A 16,293-nucleotide genomic window follows, 5' to 3' on the forward strand; every position below is an offset into this window, starting at 1 on the left:
GACTCACGATGGTCCAGCGGAAGGAAGTGCTCGCTCACCAGCGGCTACCAGGCACCGAGTCTGCCCGATCAGCCGACCCGGTAGCTCCCATTAGCGGAGACCGAGGGTCGAGGAGATGACCTCCCGCTGGATCTCGTTCGTGCCCGCGTAGATCGTGGGCGCGATCGCCTCACGCAGGTGGGCCTCCATGCCGTACTCGACGGCGTAGCCGTAGCCGCCCATCAGCTGCACGCCCTCGAGCGCGACCGTCTTGGCCGTCTCGGTGAGCTTGACCTTGGTAACCGACGTCAGGCGGACGATCTCCTCGACCGGGCGGCTGTTCTCGATGACCGCCCCGACCGTGCTGTACGTCAGCGCCTTCGACGCCTCGACCTCGATCACCAGGTCGGCGATCCGATGCCGGACGGCCTGGAACGACCCGATGGCCTTGCCGAACTGCTTGCGCTCCTTGACGTAGGAGAGCAGGTCCTCGAGGGTTCGTTCGGCCATGCCCAGAGCCTCGGCGGCGGCGACGAGGCGCTCGCCGTTCAGCCCGGCCATCAGCTGCGGCCACGCCTGGCCCTCGACGCCGACGAGGTCTGACTCGGGGACGAAGACGTCGGTGAAGTACAGGTCGTTGACAAGCGGGCCGCCCATCGTCTCGATGGGCTTGATGGTCAGGCCGGGGGCGTCGGAGGGCACCAGCAGCATGGTGAGGCCGTGCTGCGGCTTGTCTCCGCGACCGGTGCGGACGACCACGAGGATGCCACCGGTGGCGTGGTCCGCCGCCGAGCACCAGGTCTTCAGCCCGTCGATGCGGTAGCCGCCGTCGACCTTGGTGGCCCGGCAGGAGATGTTCGCGGCGTCCGACCCGGCTTCGGGCTCGGAGATGCTGATCGACATCGGGGCGCCGCCGGCGATCCCGCCGAGCACCGCCTTCTTCTGATCCTCGTTGCCGAACCGCTTGAGGACGCCCGCCACCGTGTGCGTCGACCCGATGGCGTGCACAGGGGCCATCCCGCGGTAGAGCTCCTCGTGGAGCAGGCACAGGTCGAAGAGGTCGCCGCCGGCGCCGCCGTACTCCTCGGGGATCGAGATCCCGAGATACCCGGCCTCGGCGAGCTTGCCGTAGAAGCCCGCGTTGTGCGCGTGCCGCCCGCCCCCGGTCAGCTCGGCACGCTGTTCCCGGGTGCCGCACTCCCGACGGCAGAAGTCCTGCAGCGCCGCGACCAGCGCGCGCCGCTCCTCGGTCAGCATCGAGGTCTCACCGTCCTTCGTAGGTGCCGGAACGCTTGTCCTTGAACGCCGCGATCGCCTCGACCAGGTCGGCCGAGGCGAGGGTGACCCCCTCGGCGAGCAGCGCGGTCTCCACGACCTCACCCGCCCGCTGCCGGGTGACCTGGTTCAGCGCGGCCTTGGTGCCTCGCACCGCGAGCGGCGCCAGGCCGGCGATCTTCGTGGCGATCTCCCGCGCCAGGGGGGCCACGTCGTCGGGAGTCTCGACCAGGTCGGTCACCAGCCCGAACTCGTAGGCCCGCTCGGCGGGCAGCACGTCACCGGTCAGCAGGTAACGCCGGGCCCGCAGCATGCCCGCCGACTGCGGCCAGTACAGCGCTCCCCCGTCCCCAGCGACGAGGGCGACCCCGACGTGCGTGTCGGCAAGAGTCGCGTTGCGCGAGGCGACGACCGCATCGCTGCCCAGGGGCACCGTGGCGCCGAGGCCGATCGCGGCCCCCTGCACGCCGGCCACGAGCGGCTGCGGGAGGTGCTGCAGCGCCGCGAGCAGGTTGCGGGCCCGCTGCAGAGCCGCTTGACGCTCGGTCACGTCGACGTTCGCCCGGAGCATCAGCTCGAAGTCGCCGCCCGCCGAGAACGCCCGCCCCTTGGCCAGCAGGACGACGACCCGCACCGACTCGTCCTCGGCGATCCGGCGCAGTTGGTCGGTCAGTTCGGTCTCGAGGAGGGCGTCGAAGCGGTTGAGCAGCTCCGGCCGGTTGAGCGTGATCTCGACGATCCCGCCGGCCTCGGAGACGATCAGCGTCTCGGGGGCTGTGGTGGAGGCGTCGGCGGGATACTCGACGGCATGTTCGGCGGGCACTGCGGGCTCCTTCGGCACGGTCTCACGGCGGTCAGGGCGCGATCTATCACAGGAGACCGAGCTGCTTGAGCAGATCGTGGTTGTTCCAGAAGTCCCGGTTCCGGACGATCTTGCCCTGGCTGACCTGGGCGATCGAGGCACCGGGAACGGTGAAAACCTTCCCGGTGGCAGGCATGCCCGGCAGGTCGTGATCGTGGCTGCCGCCCATGTGCCAGGCGATCCCGAACCCCTCGTCCGTCGCGTAGATCGTGTCCACGATCCACTTGACGTTCAGCGCGCCCATCGTCGTGATGTAGAACTTCTTGACCGCCTTGATCCCGTAGTGGATCTGCCGGACGGCGCAGTCCTCGTACACGATGTTGTCGGCGTAGAAGGGCCAGACCCGCTCCAGGTCACCAGACCCGATCGCGTCCACGTATCCCTTCACCAGCTTCTCGGTGTCCGGATCGTTCGGCATGAACCCCAACCTCCTCCTTCCCAGGGCCGCAGGCCGGCCTCGGGAAGTTTTGCGTCTAGATGTCTCAGAATCTATTCCGACGAGACCTCGCGGTCAACTGCCACTTTCCGCTCGTGGAACGATCGCTCCTCGCCCGGCGCGACGTCCGCAGGGTCAAGCGCCACCCGTGCCGGACCCTCGACCGACCCGGCGCGGGGCCGATCAGCCGACGTCGAGCCCCTGCAGAAGGCAACCCCCGCGACTCCCGCATGGGCTGGTAGATCACGGCGAGCACGAGGACAGCCCGGCCCTGGGCCCTGAGGCGCCCGTCGCGGCGCCGCTCCGTGGCTGACGGTGAGGACTCGGACCCACTGAGATCTTGTGTATTTTTAAGACCCTACCGCCAATAAGAGTGGCGGGAGTCGGCGTCGAGGACGTGGTGAGACAGCGCCGGAACGCATGTCGAAGGACGAAAGATCGTTCCGCCTGACCCACCCCGGCAACTCCGCGCGCAGCCGTCTCGGTGGAGTTGAAATCCCTGTTCAGAGCATCGATGCAGCATCTGTGCCGGCAGGCCGGACGGGCGGAACGCCCGGCGACGTCAGCGACTGCGGGTCATTCTGAGCACGGGCTGTGCCGGGTGGCCCGCTCAGCGCTGGCGTGGCGTGACTGGCTGATCGAGTTGCGAGACCGGTTGCGGCTGTCCGTCCTGCCCGGTGAGCCCCTCGACGAGGAGCGGCGGGGAGGTGACCCGCTCCAGCGTGCGCCCCTCCAGGACGACGCCCGCATGTCCACCAGCACCGCGTGCACGAACCTCGGGTGATCGAAATCCAGGCCACCGGCGGCGTACGCGCACATCGAACGCGAACCGGTCCACCGCCTCGCGATCAGACAACCCCACGAGAAGAGGCCACCGCGAGACCACGCGAAAAACACCAGCCACCTAGGGAGTGACCACCTCGGACAGGAAGTCCCTCAGCGCGCCGTCGAACTCCTCGGGCGCCTCCACCATGGGGTAGTGACCGCAGCCGGGCAGTTCGACGATCCGCGCATCGGCCAGCCGCTCGTTCAGCCAGCGGGCCCCGTCGGCAGGGTGCACCGGATCGGCCTCCCCCACGATCTGCAGCACCGGCACGCCGATCTTCGGCAGGTCCTCCATCAGATCGGAGTGGATCATCGACCGGTAGCAGGCGATCGCGCTCCACGACGGCATGCGCAGCGAGGACGAGACCAGCCAGTCGAGCACGTGCGGGTCCACCTCGGCCGCGATCCCGGACGCGATCGTCGTACGCCGAGCGGCGACGCGGTCGCGCTCCTCCGCGCCGACGAGGGCCGCCTCCAGAGACTCTGCCCGGCGGCCGAACGGGAACTCCTCGCTGCGGGTGGCGCGGACGGCGTTCGACCCGACCAGCACGAGCCGCTCGACCAAGCCAGGGTATGCGGCTGCGAGGTGGAAGCCGATCTGCCCACCGAACGACCACCCGACCACCGCACAGCGGTCCACCTCGAGCGCCCGCAGGACCGCCCGGACGTCCGCGGTCAGCCGCTCGACCTCGTAGCCGTGCAGCGGCTTGTCCGACAGTCCGTGACCGCGGACGTCGACGCACAGCACCCGGTGGGACTCGGCGAGCAGCCGGACCTCGCGGTCCCAGACCTCGTGGTGCATGCCGAGCCCGGCGAGCAGTACCACGGTCGGCCCGGCACCGACGTCCTGAACGAACAGCCGGACTCCGGCGTCCACCTCAACATGTCCCATGCCGATCACAGTAGTACACCGGTCGGCCTGGCCGGAACGATCGTTCCGGCCCGATGTCCTCACGCTTCGCGGCGTTCGGCCCCGCCCACCGCCATGGTGGCCTCAAACGTGGCGCACCGCCGGCCCCGGGCGTCCTCCACCACGCACTCGACGAAGATCAGTGTGCGGCCGGCCGAGATCAGCCTCGCCCGGATCGTCAGCTCGGGGATGGCAGGCCGATGGAACTGGCCGTGCAGCGACGCGGTCACCGACAGCCGGTCCCGCGGCGCGTTCACCACCGAGACGACACCAAGGCACTGGTCGGCGATAGCGGAGACGATGCCGCCGTGCACGGCGCCGTTGGGGTTGGCGACCAGCGGCCCGAAGGGCACCGTGAAGACCCCCTCCGCCAGGCTCAGCGAGCGGCAGACAATGTTCAGCCCACCCGTCATCGGCAGCGCGTTGGCCCACTCGACGAGCTCCCGTTCAGGCGCGTCCGCCAGCGGGGGGACCCAGCGAACCTCCTCTTCCGACGACGCGAGCACCTCGGACACCTCGGACATCGACACCTCCGGAACCGGCACCCGTGCTCCTCGGCCTGCCGAACCTCAGGCTCCGCATCAGGCGTGAACGATCGTTGACGTGATTCGAATGACGACCCTAGCATCCAGAGGGCCGCCACCGCGTCGGACGCGGCGCCCGGGAGCCGGGCGGTGCGGCGGGAGGAGCTTTCCCATGACGACGGTGTCCTCGGCTCAGGACCGCACTGCGCATGAAGGCCCGAACGGTCTGCCGTCCCTGCCCTTGATAGAGACACCCGAACAGAAGCTGCTGCGGGACTCCGTGTCCGCCATCGCCGGCCGCTTCGGCCCGGACTACTTCCAGCGGATCGTCGACACCGGCGAGAAGGCGACCGAGTTCTGGACCGCGCTCGCCCAGGGCGGGTTCACCGGGGTGCACCTGCCCGAGGAGTACGGCGGCGGCGGGGGCGGCCTCGCTGCGCTCTCCACGGTCGTCGAGGAGGCCGCCGCCGCAGGGGTGCCCCCGCTGTCGGCGGTGTTCTCCTCCGGGGTGAACGGCACGATCCTGGCTCAGCACGGCAGCGCCGAGCAGAAGGACCGCTGGCTGCGGGGCCTCGCCAACGGAGCCGCCCGGAGCGCCTTCGCGATCACCGAACCCGACGCCGGTACGAACTCCTACGCCGTCACGACCACGGCACGGCGAGTCGGCGGCGACTGGGTCATCAGCGGCAAGAAGTACTACATCACCGGCATCGACGTCGCCGACTTCGTGATCGTGGTCGCGCGGACCGCCACGGACGAGGCCGCGGGCCGCGCAAGGCTCTCGTTGTTCATCGTCGACACCGACGCGCCGGGGCTGAGCCACCAGCCGCTGCCCACCGCGCTGCAGACCCCTGAGAAGTCGTCGACCGTGTACTTCGACGATGTCATGGTCGGGCCGGACCGGCTGCTCGGCGCTGAGCACCACGGCCTGCGTGCGGCGTTCGTAGGGATCAACGCGGAACGGATCCTGGTCAGCGCCATCTGCACCGGCGTCGGGCGCTACGCCCTGAACAAGGCAGTCGCCTACGCCCGGGGAAGGTCGGTGTGGGGCGTGCCGATCGGCTCGCACCAGGCCATCGCGCACCCTCTCGCCGCGGGGAAGATCAAGCTCGAGAGTGCGCGGCTGCTGACCCAGAAGGCGGCGATGCTCTACGACGCCGGCCTCGACCCGGGCGACTGGGGCAACATGGCCAAGCTCGAGGGCGTCGACGCCGGCCTGGACTGCCTCGACGCCGCGATCCAGACCCACGGAGGCAACGGCGTCGCGCTGGAGTCCCAGCTCTCCAACTACTGGTTCCTGCTGCGCATGCTCAAGATCGGGCCGGTGTCCAAGGAGATGATCCTCAACTTCGTGGCGCAGAACTCCCTCGGACTCCCCCGTTCCTACTAGTGGGTGGGCGACGGGTGAACGGGCGCCACCGGTCCGCCGCACGCGGCCCCGCACTGTGGCGGTGTGCCGCGACGAGTAGATCTTCGACGCCGAGGAGCCCTTCTGCGAGCGCAGTCCACCGACGCGGTCAGGATGCACACCCCGCGGTCGCCGCCGCCGGCCGCAGCCTTTCGCCACGACCTCGCCGTCGGACGACGGCAGGTCGGCGATCACCACCGATGCCGCGCCCGCGTCGACCAAGCGCCGCGTGGTGGCCAGGCCCACCCCGGACGCGCCGCCTGTGACGACTGCGGAGATCCCGGCGACGTCCCCGTTCTTCCTCCCGAAAGCCGGCTCAGAGTCGCTCGATAATGGTGGCGTTGGCCATCCCGCCGGCCTCGCACATGGTCTGCAGCCCGTAACGGCCGCCGGTGGTCTCCAGGCCCCGCAGCATTGACGTCATCAGTCGCGCACCCGAAGCCCCCAGCGGGTGGCCGAGGGCGATCGCCCCGCCCCGCGGGTTGAGCCGGGCGAGATCGGCGCCGAAGTGTTGCGCCCAGGCCAGGGGCACGGGCGCGAAGGCCTCGTTGACCTCGTAGTGGTCGATGTCGTCGAGCGCGAGCCCAGAGCGCCGGAGCGCCTTCTCAGTCGCCGGGATCGGGCCGGTGAGCATCGTGATCGGATCGTCGGAGGCCAGGCCGAAGGCGTGGAAGCGGGCGCGTGGACGCAGCCCCAGCTGGTTCGCCCGCTCCTCGCTCATGATCAGCATAGCGGCGGCCCCGTCGGTCAACTGCGAAGAGTTGCCCGGGGTGATGCGCCACCCGATCTCGGGGAAGCGCTCCGCCATCTCCCGGGAGTGGAAGGAGGGCTTCAGCTGCCCCAGCTTCTCCACCGTGGTGCCGGGGCGCGGGGTCTCGTCCTGGTCGACCACCGTGCCGTCAGGTAGGGTGATCGGCGCGATCTCATCGGCCATGTCGGCGGCGATCGCCCGCTCGTGAGAGCGGGCCGAGTACTCGTCGAGGGCCTCCCGGTCGAGTTTCCAGCGCGCCGCGATCAGCTCTGCCGAGACCCCCTGCGGGACGAAACCGGGCGCGTAGCGGGCGTTCGCCGCCGTGCCGAACGGGTCGCTGCCCTGCCGTGAGGCGAACATCGGCACTCGGCTCATAGACTCGACGCCCGACGCGACGATGACATCGTAGGCACCGGCGATGATCGCCTGGGCTCCGAAGTCGGCGGCCTGCTGGCTCGACCCACAGGCGCGGTGCACCGTGACCGAGGGGACGTGCTCGGGGAGCCCGGCCCCGAGCCAGGCCCAGCGGCCGATCGGTCCCGACTGCTCGCCGACCTGGCTGACGCAGCCGGTGATGACGTCGTCCACCTCGCCCGGGTCCACCCTGGTGCGCTCGAACAACTGTCGGAGCACCTGGCCGAGAAGGTCGGACGGATGGAGCGAGGACAGCGCACCCCCGGGACGACCGTCCCGGGGGGCCTTGCCTCTGGCCATCGGGGACCGGATAGCGTCGACGATGACCGCGGTGCGGGTCATGCGGGACCTCCTTGTTCCCAGCGGCCGTGGCAGGCCGCCGGATGTGGTCGGTGATTGAACTCAGCGGCCGGACACCGTCGCTACCCGCGCGGCGCAGGCGGCGGTGTCCCGGTAGTAGGCATCGATCGCCGCGACCCGGCCGTCGGCGAAGGTCCAGATCTCCACGGCCCCGGTCGCGAGCGGGTCGTCAGATCCCGGTGCGTACCAGTCGAAGGCGAGTTCGACGGCGACGCGGTCGTCGCCGACGGTGACCGAGGTGATCCGCAGGTCCACCGGCCCGACCTTGACCGTCGACGAGGCCGACCCGGTGAACATCCGGCGCAGCCGCCGGGCGCCGGACACCTGGCCACCGTAGGGCAGCGACGGCGGCAGCGTGAGGACCGCGTCCTCGGCGAAAAGCTCGTCGATCAGCCGGCCGATCGCCTCGGCGTCCTTGGCCGCCACGGCGGCGTAGAACCGGTGGACCACATCCGAGCCGGACGGTTCCTCCATCGTGCGACCCCTTACCTCGTGCAGCGTCACCGAGAGCTCGGCCCGAGTTTTGAACATTCAATCTCAAATTAGGCTCCGATCGAAGGCCAGTCAATGCGACGAGCGAGAAGCGATCCTCGCGTGTCGACCGATGGCACCAGGATGGGTTTCTTCATGTAGGCATCTCAAAGCTAGATTATCCGGACTAATCATGTACCCCTGGCGTCGCTGCTCACCGCCCACGACAGCGCCGAATCACTCTTGTCCTTCTGAGATGTGAAGTCTATAAATAAAGGCGAACGTACGGTGTCGGCAGATCGAATGCCGGTGCCGGCCACCTCGGCGATGGAGGACGCCATGCGACATGTGCTCGAGCTCGCACCGTGGGGGTCCGAGGTCCGATACCTGGTAGGTGGCAAGGCCACTGGGCTGGGGACCATGCTGGGGCTGGGCCTCAACGTCCCCGCAGGTTTCGTGGTGACCACCGAGGCGTTCCGCGCCTCGGTGTCCCTCGACCTGCGTCGCGACATCACCGAGATGCTCGCCCACGCCCGGTCCCCCGAGCAGGTACGCGAGGCGTCGGCACGGATTCGGCAGCAGTTCGGCCCCGACCTCATCGGGCCGGAGCTGCGGGCCGAGATCGTACATGCCTACGGCAAGCTCGGCGACGATTCGGTCCCCGTGGCCATCCGCTCAAGTGCCACCGCCGAGGACCTCGCCGAGGCGTCCTTTGCCGGCCAGCAGGACACCTACCTGTGGGTCCGCGACGCTCCGATGGTCCTGAAGGCCATCACGGAGTGCTGGGGCAGCCTGTTCACCGCTCAGGCGATCGAGTACCGGCGACGCATGAAACTCGACACCGGCGACCTGGCCATGGCCGTAGTCGTCCAGGCGATGGTCCCCGCCGAGGCGGCGGGGGTGATGATGACGCTCGACCCTGCCTCGGGGAACCGCTCGTGGGCGTGCGTCGAGTCCGCCTTCGGCCTCGGCGAGGGAGTCGTCAAGGGGGACGTTCCCTCCGACAGCTTCCGGGTCCCCGCCGACGGGAGCGGTGCGGTGGTCGCCGAGGTGCGCACCAAGACGCACGCCTACCGGTTCGATGAGTCGACCGGTAGCGTCCGCCGTCTGCCGGTCGACTCCGAGCAGCAGACCCAGCCGTCGATCACCGAGGCCGAGGTGGCTCAGATCGCCGCGATCGGACGTCGCCTAGAGGCGGCGCTCGGCGGGCCGCAGGACGTCGAGTGGGCGTTGACCGGCTCACCGGGCAGCGCGCGCGAGCTGTTCTTGCTGCAGACCCGCGCGGAGACCGTGTGGAGCCGCAGGCCGCAGACCCCTGAGCCTGGTTCCGCCATATCGGCCGGCCCCCACGTCGACCCAGACGAGGTCACGCTGCTGCACGGCCACTCCGCCCGCGACGGACTGTGGACCGTGACCAATATGGCAGAGTCGATTCCCGGCGTCTCCACTCCGATGACCTGGTCGATCTGGTTGCCCGCAGCCGAATTCGTCAACCGCAACCATTACCGCTTCATCGGGGCGCTCTCGCGCATGGAGGCCGCTCTCCCCCACCGCACGCAGGACTGGATCGTCGGCGTCTTCTATGGGCAGTTCGCCCTGCGGGTCGACCTGCTGGCCGACTGGGCCGACCGGGTACCGGGGATGTCCGGACAGGACCTGATCAACCAGTTCTTCACCTCGTTGCCCGGCTCAATCGGTACCGGATCGTCGAGAAAACGGCGACTGCGCACCCTGCTGCGGACCCCAGGAGTCTACCTGCTTGTGCCACGCCGGATGCGGGCGAACAGGGCCGCGGTGGAGACGTTCTGGCACACAGCCGTCGACGAACTGGCGGACGCGGATCCGGTGGAAACGAGGCGCATCCTCGACGAGGCGGTCAAGCGCTTTACCCACAGCCTGGCGCTGCAGGTCAACCTCACGCAAGGCGCCTTTCTACGGACGATGAAGCTGCTGCGTGGCGTCGCGGCCGACTCGGGAGTCTCGCCCAACGACATCATCGGCGGGTCCGGGGGGCATGAGGAGTCCGCCCTCGTCGAGGACATGTGGCGCTGCTCTCGCAGACAACTGGATGTTCAGGAGTTCCTGGCCCGGCACGGCTACCACGGATGGCGCGAGGGCGAGCTGTCCCACCGCAGCTGGCGGGAGGACCCGAGCATGGTCCTGCGCCAGATCGAGGCCTACCGGAGCCGGCCCGACAGCGACGATCCGCGAGCGTCCGCGCGCCATCGCGTCGCGCAGAACCGGTCGCTGCGGCGCCGACTGCTCGCCGCGCTGCCGGGCAGGCAGCGGCCCTATGCCCGCGCCGTCCTGGCTCTTGCGCTGTATTACGCCCCGATGCGCGGCGTGTCGAAGGTCGCGTTCCTGCAGGCACTCGACGTCGTCCGCACGGCAGTGCGCCGGATGGGCGAGCACCTCGCGGCGCAGGGCGATATCGCCGATCGCGAGGACGTGTTCTTTCTGACCCTGGACGAGGTGCGAAACCTGCATGTGCCCCACGGCCGTGCCGTCGTCGAGGAGCGCAAGCAGCTGCGCAGGCGCTATGAAACCGTCGAGATCCCCGACGCGTGGCAGGGTGTGCCTGAACCTCGACCGGTCGACCCAGGCAAGATGATCGCCGCCGTCCAGGGCACGCCGGCGAGCCCTGGGATCGTGGAGGGTCCGGCTCGGGTCGTTCTGGACCCAAACGAGGCCCACGTTGAGCAGGGGGAGATCTTGTTCGCTCGCGACACCGACCCGGCGTGGGCCTCGCTCATGTTCTTGGCGGCCGCGCTGGTGGCCGACATCGGCGGCGTCATGAGCCACACCGCCGTCGTCGCACGTGAGCTCGGTATCCCGTGCGTGGTCAACGCCAAGGTGGCCACCCGGCACATCCGGACCGGTGACCGGGTCCGGATCGATGGTGCCGCCGGAACAGTGGAGGTCCTCGAACGCGCACCCGCACACCAATGACCCTCGTCACCGACGGCACCACTCAGCCCGCCCTGCCCCAACATGAGGAGGATGCATGACCCGCAAGACCGTCCTGGCCCCACCGATCGATCCGTCCCTCTACGACCACGACCCCGTCTGGGGCCCAAACAGCTATCCGGCAAGAGTCACCACCGAGCCCGGCTCACCGCCCTGGAAAGACCACGTCTACCTGGCCTTCTGGGACGTTACCTCCCAGGCGTACGGGTTCTTCCACTGGAACTCCTCACCCAACCACCCCACGACGAAGGCACAGCTCAACCTGGCGATCGGGGACACGTCCTTTGATCTGCGCGAAGAACTGCCCGCGCGGGTCGACCGGTTCGACAGCGCGTCGATCAGCTTCGACCTCAAAAGCAGAATCACCGTCAACCACCCCCGGCTGAACGGCGAACTGTCGCTGGCACCCCGCCGCGGCCCGGTCGACTTCGGGTCCAGTGGAGCCATCCCCCGCCTCGGTGAGCTGCCGCCGCTGCAGCACTACCAGCACCCGCTGACCATGACCGGCGGGCTGGTCCTAGACGGGCAGGCACACACCATCGCCGCGACCGGCTACCGAACTCGAACCTGGGGCTACCGGGACGACTCCGAGCAGTTCCCCGAGTACTACTACCTGTGGGCGTCATTCGACGACTTCGACGTCGCGGTCCTCAAGCACCTGCACCCGGACGGTGTGCAGCGCACCGTTGGCGCGCTGATCAGTGACGCCGGCACAGTGCCGGTCATCGACGTCCATGTCCCCAAGGACATCTCTGGCTTCGCCCTCGAGACGCGCTACGACCTGGCCGACGAGTCACACCTGGTACTGGTGGACCAGAAACGGCTCTGGGGAGGTTGGTGCCCCATCGGCCTGCCGCGTCGTGACGGGCCCACGTTCAGCGCCTTCGACGAGATCCTGGAAGTGCGCACCAGCGACGGGCGAACCGGGTACGGGCAGAGCGAGTACGGCACGATCCGGCGGGTCCACTGAGCACCGGCACCGGCCGGGTGCTGCTCATCACGGGCGCATCCGGTGGTGTTGGGCAGGACCTGGCCAGGCGGGCGGTCGATGTCGGCTACCGGCTCGTGCTGATCGCCCGCCGGATGGAACGACTCCGGCCGCTCGCCGAGGAGATCGGCACGGACCGCGTGCTGTGCGCCTGCGCCGACGTGACCGACTGGCCTCAGATGTCGTCGGTCGTCGACGCCGCGGTTCAGCGCTTCGGCCGCATCGATGCCGCCGTCGCGAATGCCGGGATCTCGCTGCCGGCCTCCTTCTTCGGCCGGTCCGGGGCGGAGCCCGAGCAGTGGCGGGAGATGGTGCTCACCAACGTCTATGGCACCGCCCTGACGGCGCGGGCCGTGCTGCCGGAGCTCGAGCGGTCGACCGGCCATCTCATCGTCATGGGGTCGATCTCCGGACGCGTCACGCGACCGGGTCTATATTCGCCAACGAAGTGGGCGGTCACTTCGCTTGCCGCCTCGATCCGTGCCGAGGCGGTGGGTACCGGCGTGCGAGTGACCCTGCTCCAGCCGGGTGTGATCGACACCGGCATCGTCCGCGAGGAGCTGCGTTCACGTCCCATGCTGGAGCCGGCGACGATCAGCCGTGCCGTGCTGTTCGCACTCGAGCAGCCGGCGTCGGTCGACGTCAGCGAGATCATAGTGCGCCCGACCGGAACTCCAGCCGACTGCTGAGCGGCCCCGTCCGGCCGGCGACGGACGGGGCCGCTCACAGTATGCCGACCGTGCGAGGCAGACTTCGACGCGGAACAGGTGACGGTGGAGCGTGTGCAGCGCCCTGGGCCCGAGCCGCCGGTGATCAGGGCGACGTTGTCCCTGGATCATTGCCATGGCCTGCTCCTCTCCCTGGTCAAAGCCAGCCACCGGCGTCGACCACCAAGGTGGTGCCGGTGACGTAGCGGCCGACATCGGTGACCAGGTAGAGCACGGTGTTGCTGATATCGATTGGTTCGACCGCTGCGATCGGCAGCTTGTTCAGGGCGCGCGCGGCCACCTCGAAGTCTTCGCGTTTCGGGTCGTCGAGGTCGGGGCGGAACAACCGGTAGGTCGGTTCGTTGAGGATCATGTCGGTGGCAACCGTGGTGGGGTGGATGGTGTTGACCCGGATGTTCTTTGGGCCAAGCTCCTTGGCCAGCACTCTCATGAGACCGACCAGGCCCGCCTTCGCGGCCGAGTAGTGAGCAATGTTCTCGTTGGCATGGAGTGCGGCCAGTGAGCTGGTGATGACGACCGAGCCACCCCGGCCGCCGGCGATGATGTGCGGGACGGCAGCACGGATGGTCTTCCATTGCCCGGTCAGGTTGATGTCAATCATCTGGTCCCACACGTCCTCGTCCATGTCCAGCGTGGGCGCGGGCGCGGAGATGCCGGCATTGGCCAAGACGATGTCGAGACGTCCGAGCCGGCTGACGCCGTCGTCGACCGCCTTCTGCACCGCGGCCAGGTCCCGGATGTCCACTTCGGATGCGATGATCCGGCGATCGAGCGCCTCGACCTCCCGCACCGTCTCCGCAAGGTCCTCCGGCGTCGACATCGGGTAGGGCACTGTCTCGACCTGACGGCAGATATCCACCGCGATGATGTCAGCGCCCTCGGCGGCGAGCGCCACCGCGTGGCTGCGCCCTAGGCCCCGTGCCGCTCCGGTGATGAACGCAACATGCCCGTCCAACTTGCCCATCGTTGCCTCCTTTGGCCTACTGCGCGACACCCAAAAAAACGGCTGCTCACCGAGGCCGGTCACGTCGATCTGAACGTGCGGCCTTCCCCGCTCACGGCTCGTGGCTGCGCCGTCATGGAGGGCGGTGAGGCGATCCGACGTGCGAAGGGGAACGTCTTTTCGCCAAGGTCACGCATGGGGAAGATCCTGCTGACCACCCCGAGGCGGTGGCCCTGCTCGGCGTCCACGGAGTCTCCCGTGAACAGGTTCCGCCATCGCCGGATCTTGTCGAAGCGATACCCGCCAACCTGCACAAATCGTCCGGGCTCACGGGCGCAGAGATCATACTTGCCACACCGAAGGCTCGGGGCCGGGCAAGGTGAAGGCACGCGAGCCCTGTCCACGCTCTGGGGTGGCCAGGTTGGGCCGCGGTCTGGTCGCCGAGCACGATCACGCTCCATTCGGCGTCCTCAGCACCGTCACGATCGCGTCATACGCTTTGGGCACCTTTATTCACCTTCGCCGGATCACTCGCCGGCCGCACGCTGCGACGCTCTTGAGCTTTTGAGTTGATATCTCTCAATATTGGTCGGAGCATGGCGGTCCGTCAAGGGCCTCTTCTGTCGACCCGCGTCGGCCACCTGCCTTCGTCCGAGCACATCGATGAGGTTGGCGGCATCGCATTTCGGTTACAATGAGAACCGCCATCTTAGAATTCCGGTGCCGAGAGGGATGCCCGATGCCTGCCGACCCGGCACGAACCGGCACGAATGGTGCGGAGAGGCGCAGGAACGGCGCCTCTCCCAATGTCGAAAGTACCCCCATGGCCAAGCGCCCCCCTGGACGACCCCGCAAGGAGATCGACCTGTCGGCAGTGGCGGAAGGCGTCGCGCGGCTGTTCGCCCACGGCGGGTACGAGGCGGTCTCCATTGAAGCGGTCGCGGAGGAGCTGTCGGTTTCCCGCGCCACTCTGTACCGAACGGTCCCCACGAAGGACCACCTCCTAGGAATCCTGTTCGAGCGGTCGACCGGGCACCTCGACCGCGCTGCCACGGCCTTGGTCGCCGAGGGCCGCGAGCCCGCCGACGAACTCGTTTCCCTGGTACGGCTGCATGTGCTTGCCGCGATCGAGACGCGCCAGTACATGGCCGTGCTCTTCGGCGGAGCAGGGCTTGCGCCGGATGTGTACGCCCGGTGGCGGAAGTTCCGCCGCAAGTACGAGAGGCTATGGGTTGGTGTGGTCCGGCGGGCAATGAAGGCGGGCGTCCTCGGGCCTGGCGACCCCGTACTGACCACTCGGCTGCTGCTCGGCATGGTCATCTGGGTGTCCCGGTGGTACCGCCCCAGTGAGAAGTACACGGCAGAGCAGATCTCAGAGGCGGTCATGGCGCTCATCGGGCAGCATTCCCCGCGCTGACCCGACAGCACCCGCCAGGGACTGGCCGGGGCCGGCCGGGGATGGGCCTGGGATCCCGTCAGTGTCCTGGGCCGGGTAAGCCCCGGCCGATCAACTGAACGGCGGCCTCCGCGATCTCGTCGGCAGTGACGCGCTCTGACGTGCGGTACCACCGGGAAACCCAGATCACCATGCCCAGCAGGAGCCGCGTCGTCACTTTGGGCTCACCAGCCGCGAGAACGCCCGCTTCCATCGCTTGCCGAACGACCTTTACCCACAGCCTCTCGTACTTGCGGCTCCACCGCTGCCACCGGGCGAAAACCTCGGGCGGTAGCCCAGCGCCTCCAAAGAACACCGTAAGGTAGCGCCGCATCCTGATGGCCGCCGAGACGTGGACACGGATCAGGCCGAACAGCGCCTCGGCCGGATCGGCCGTGCCCGCGACCTGCGCGCGCGCGCTTTCGTAGAGCTCTTCAGTGCTCCGCTCGAACACGATACCGAGCAAGTCCTCCTTGGCGGGCACCGTTCGATACAGGGTGGCCCGGGACAGCGACAGTTTCTCGGCCACCGCTTCGATCGACACCGCGTCATAGCCGCCCTCAGCGAACAGGGTCGCGGCGGCATCGGCGACCGCGTCCAGGTCGATCTCTTTCCTCGGGCGTCCACGAGGCCGACTCTGCGAGGGCAGGGCGGCGGGCTCACCGGTCGAGGGGAGGGCTACCTTGCGTGAAGGCATGTGCGGGCTGCTCCTCACGTCGATCACGTGTACTCGCCTGAAACATTACCCCGTACCTGCTCACCTGAGTCCCTGACCAGCCGACAGGGGACTTGCTCCTCGCACGAGCGGTCGGCGTGCTCTACTTTTGGTACGAGATGACTTAGAACACTCCCTGCCTAGGTCCATTACGATCGCGAAGTGCCATGGTGGGGCTCCGAACCGCTGCGCCAACGCGTGAGCCCTGAGCGCCACCACGTCAACTGGGTGCAGCGAGCGCTTCGGCTGGTCGGGCGCCCCGCCCCTGGGATTGTGCATCCATACCCACACCTATGATTTCT

The 16,293-nt window shown here is 68.5% G+C and carries 15 protein-coding genes and 1 pseudogene; 6 read left to right on the forward strand and 10 right to left on the reverse strand.

The features are described 5' to 3' along the window. Positions 1–90: 90 nt before the first annotated feature. Genes AB0M95_RS29530 through AB0M95_RS29540 form a run of 3 tightly spaced genes read right to left on the reverse strand, consistent with a single transcriptional unit; the run spans position 91 to position 2,534 of the window. Positions 91–1,236, reverse strand: a complete 1,146-nt coding sequence (locus tag AB0M95_RS29530) for an acyl-CoA dehydrogenase family protein (protein WP_363771375.1) — start codon at positions 1,234–1,236, stop codon at positions 91–93. Positions 1,237–1,243: 7 nt separating this feature from the next. Continuing rightward, positions 1,244–2,077, reverse strand: a complete 834-nt coding sequence (locus AB0M95_RS29535) for an enoyl-CoA hydratase/isomerase family protein (RefSeq protein WP_363771378.1) — start codon at positions 2,075–2,077, stop codon at positions 1,244–1,246. A 46-nt stretch (positions 2,078–2,123) separates the two neighbouring features. Continuing rightward, positions 2,124–2,534 (reverse strand): ester cyclase, encoded by a 411-nt coding sequence (locus tag AB0M95_RS29540; protein ID WP_363771381.1) that lies wholly within the window; start codon positions 2,532–2,534, stop codon positions 2,124–2,126. A 619-nt stretch (positions 2,535–3,153) separates the two neighbouring features. Between AB0M95_RS29540 and AB0M95_RS29545 the strand changes: the two genes are divergently transcribed. Next, on the forward strand, positions 3,154–3,336 hold the full coding sequence (locus tag AB0M95_RS29545) for a hypothetical protein (protein ID WP_363771384.1): 183 nt from the start codon (positions 3,154–3,156) through the stop codon (positions 3,334–3,336). A 120-nt stretch (positions 3,337–3,456) separates the two neighbouring features. Here the strand turns inward: AB0M95_RS29545 and AB0M95_RS29550 are convergent, their stop codons facing one another. Both AB0M95_RS29550 and AB0M95_RS29555 read right to left on the reverse strand, forming a co-directional pair. Further along, complete coding sequence (locus AB0M95_RS29550; RefSeq protein ID WP_363771387.1) at positions 3,457–4,269, reverse strand: alpha/beta hydrolase; 813 nt, start codon at positions 4,267–4,269, stop codon at positions 3,457–3,459. Positions 4,270–4,328: 59 nt separating this feature from the next. Then, positions 4,329–4,832 (reverse strand): PaaI family thioesterase, encoded by a 504-nt coding sequence (locus AB0M95_RS29555; RefSeq protein ID WP_363771390.1) that lies wholly within the window; start codon positions 4,830–4,832, stop codon positions 4,329–4,331. A gap of 151 nt (positions 4,833–4,983) precedes the next feature. Here AB0M95_RS29555 and AB0M95_RS29560 point away from each other — a divergent pair, with 151 nt between their 5' ends. Further along, entirely contained in the window at positions 4,984–6,201 is a 1,218-nt protein-coding gene (locus AB0M95_RS29560; RefSeq protein ID WP_363771393.1) for an acyl-CoA dehydrogenase family protein, read from the forward strand. 168 nt (positions 6,202–6,369) lie between these two features. On the opposite strand, the pseudogene AB0M95_RS29565 reads toward AB0M95_RS29560, so the two are convergent. The 3 genes and pseudogenes from AB0M95_RS29565 to AB0M95_RS29575 all read right to left on the reverse strand — a co-directional run. Beyond that, positions 6,370–6,498 (reverse strand): annotated as a pseudogene (locus tag AB0M95_RS29565) (3-hydroxyacyl-CoA dehydrogenase); the annotation flags it as partial. 37 nt (positions 6,499–6,535) lie between these two features. After that, positions 6,536–7,726 (reverse strand): thiolase family protein, encoded by a 1,191-nt coding sequence (locus AB0M95_RS29570; RefSeq protein ID WP_363771396.1) that lies wholly within the window; start codon positions 7,724–7,726, stop codon positions 6,536–6,538. Positions 7,727–7,786: 60 nt separating this feature from the next. Further along, positions 7,787–8,275, reverse strand: coding sequence for a nuclear transport factor 2 family protein (locus AB0M95_RS29575; protein WP_363771399.1), 489 nt, complete (start codon positions 8,273–8,275; stop codon positions 7,787–7,789). A gap of 279 nt (positions 8,276–8,554) precedes the next feature. Here AB0M95_RS29575 and AB0M95_RS29580 point away from each other — a divergent pair, with 279 nt between their 5' ends. Genes AB0M95_RS29580 through AB0M95_RS29590 form a run of 3 tightly spaced genes read left to right on the forward strand, consistent with a single transcriptional unit; the run spans position 8,555 to position 12,859 of the window. Next, on the forward strand, positions 8,555–11,164 hold the full coding sequence (locus AB0M95_RS29580) for a PEP/pyruvate-binding domain-containing protein (protein ID WP_363771402.1): 2,610 nt from the start codon (positions 8,555–8,557) through the stop codon (positions 11,162–11,164). A 55-nt stretch (positions 11,165–11,219) separates the two neighbouring features. Beyond that, positions 11,220–12,152, forward strand: coding sequence for a hypothetical protein (locus AB0M95_RS29585; protein WP_363771405.1), 933 nt, complete (start codon positions 11,220–11,222; stop codon positions 12,150–12,152). Between the two features lie 17 nt (positions 12,153–12,169). After that, a complete protein-coding gene (locus AB0M95_RS29590; protein WP_363771408.1) occupies positions 12,170–12,859 on the forward strand; it encodes an SDR family oxidoreductase in 690 nt (229 codons plus the stop codon). Between the two features lie 175 nt (positions 12,860–13,034). Here AB0M95_RS29590 and AB0M95_RS29595 read toward each other — a convergent pair whose 3' ends face one another. Continuing rightward, the gene (locus AB0M95_RS29595; protein ID WP_363771411.1) at positions 13,035–13,862 is read right to left on the reverse strand and encodes a mycofactocin-coupled SDR family oxidoreductase; all 828 of its coding nucleotides are present in this window, start codon (positions 13,860–13,862) and stop codon (positions 13,035–13,037) included. An 802-nt stretch (positions 13,863–14,664) separates the two neighbouring features. Here AB0M95_RS29595 and AB0M95_RS29600 point away from each other — a divergent pair. Beyond that, positions 14,665–15,258 (forward strand): TetR/AcrR family transcriptional regulator, encoded by a 594-nt coding sequence (locus AB0M95_RS29600; protein WP_363771414.1) that lies wholly within the window; start codon positions 14,665–14,667, stop codon positions 15,256–15,258. A 58-nt stretch (positions 15,259–15,316) separates the two neighbouring features. On the opposite strand, the gene AB0M95_RS29605 is transcribed toward AB0M95_RS29600, so the two are convergent. Beyond that, on the reverse strand, positions 15,317–15,973 hold the full coding sequence (locus AB0M95_RS29605) for a TetR/AcrR family transcriptional regulator (RefSeq protein WP_363771417.1): 657 nt from the start codon (positions 15,971–15,973) through the stop codon (positions 15,317–15,319). Positions 15,974–16,293: the final 320 nt, after the last annotated feature.

Origin of the sequence: Sphaerisporangium sp. NPDC051017 (assembly GCF_040683095.1) — a bacterium.
Taxonomy (GTDB): Bacteria; Actinomycetota; Actinomycetes; order Streptosporangiales; family Streptosporangiaceae; genus Sphaerisporangium.

Coding starts and splice junctions, on each gene's coding strand:
- AB0M95_RS29530 (WP_363771375.1), bottom strand. CDS start 1,236: ATGCTGACCGAGGAGCGGCGCGCGCTGGTCGCGGCGCTGCAGGACTTC.
- AB0M95_RS29540 (WP_363771381.1), bottom strand. CDS start 2,534: ATGCCGAACGATCCGGACACCGAGAAGCTGGTGAAGGGATACGTGGAC.
- AB0M95_RS29550 (WP_363771387.1), bottom strand. CDS start 4,269: ATGGGACATGTTGAGGTGGACGCCGGAGTCCGGCTGTTCGTTCAGGAC.
- AB0M95_RS29560 (WP_363771393.1), top strand. CDS start 4,984: ATGACGACGGTGTCCTCGGCTCAGGACCGCACTGCGCATGAAGGCCCG.
- AB0M95_RS29570 (WP_363771396.1), bottom strand. CDS start 7,726: ATGACCCGCACCGCGGTCATCGTCGACGCTATCCGGTCCCCGATGGCC.
- AB0M95_RS29575 (WP_363771399.1), bottom strand. CDS start 8,275: ATGTTCAAAACTCGGGCCGAGCTCTCGGTGACGCTGCACGAGGTAAGG.
- AB0M95_RS29580 (WP_363771402.1), top strand. CDS start 8,555: ATGCGACATGTGCTCGAGCTCGCACCGTGGGGGTCCGAGGTCCGATAC.
- AB0M95_RS29585 (WP_363771405.1), top strand. CDS start 11,220: ATGACCCGCAAGACCGTCCTGGCCCCACCGATCGATCCGTCCCTCTAC.
- AB0M95_RS29595 (WP_363771411.1), bottom strand. CDS start 13,862: ATGGGCAAGTTGGACGGGCATGTTGCGTTCATCACCGGAGCGGCACGG.
- AB0M95_RS29600 (WP_363771414.1), top strand. CDS start 14,665: ATGGCCAAGCGCCCCCCTGGACGACCCCGCAAGGAGATCGACCTGTCG.
- AB0M95_RS29605 (WP_363771417.1), bottom strand. CDS start 15,973: ATGCCTTCACGCAAGGTAGCCCTCCCCTCGACCGGTGAGCCCGCCGCC.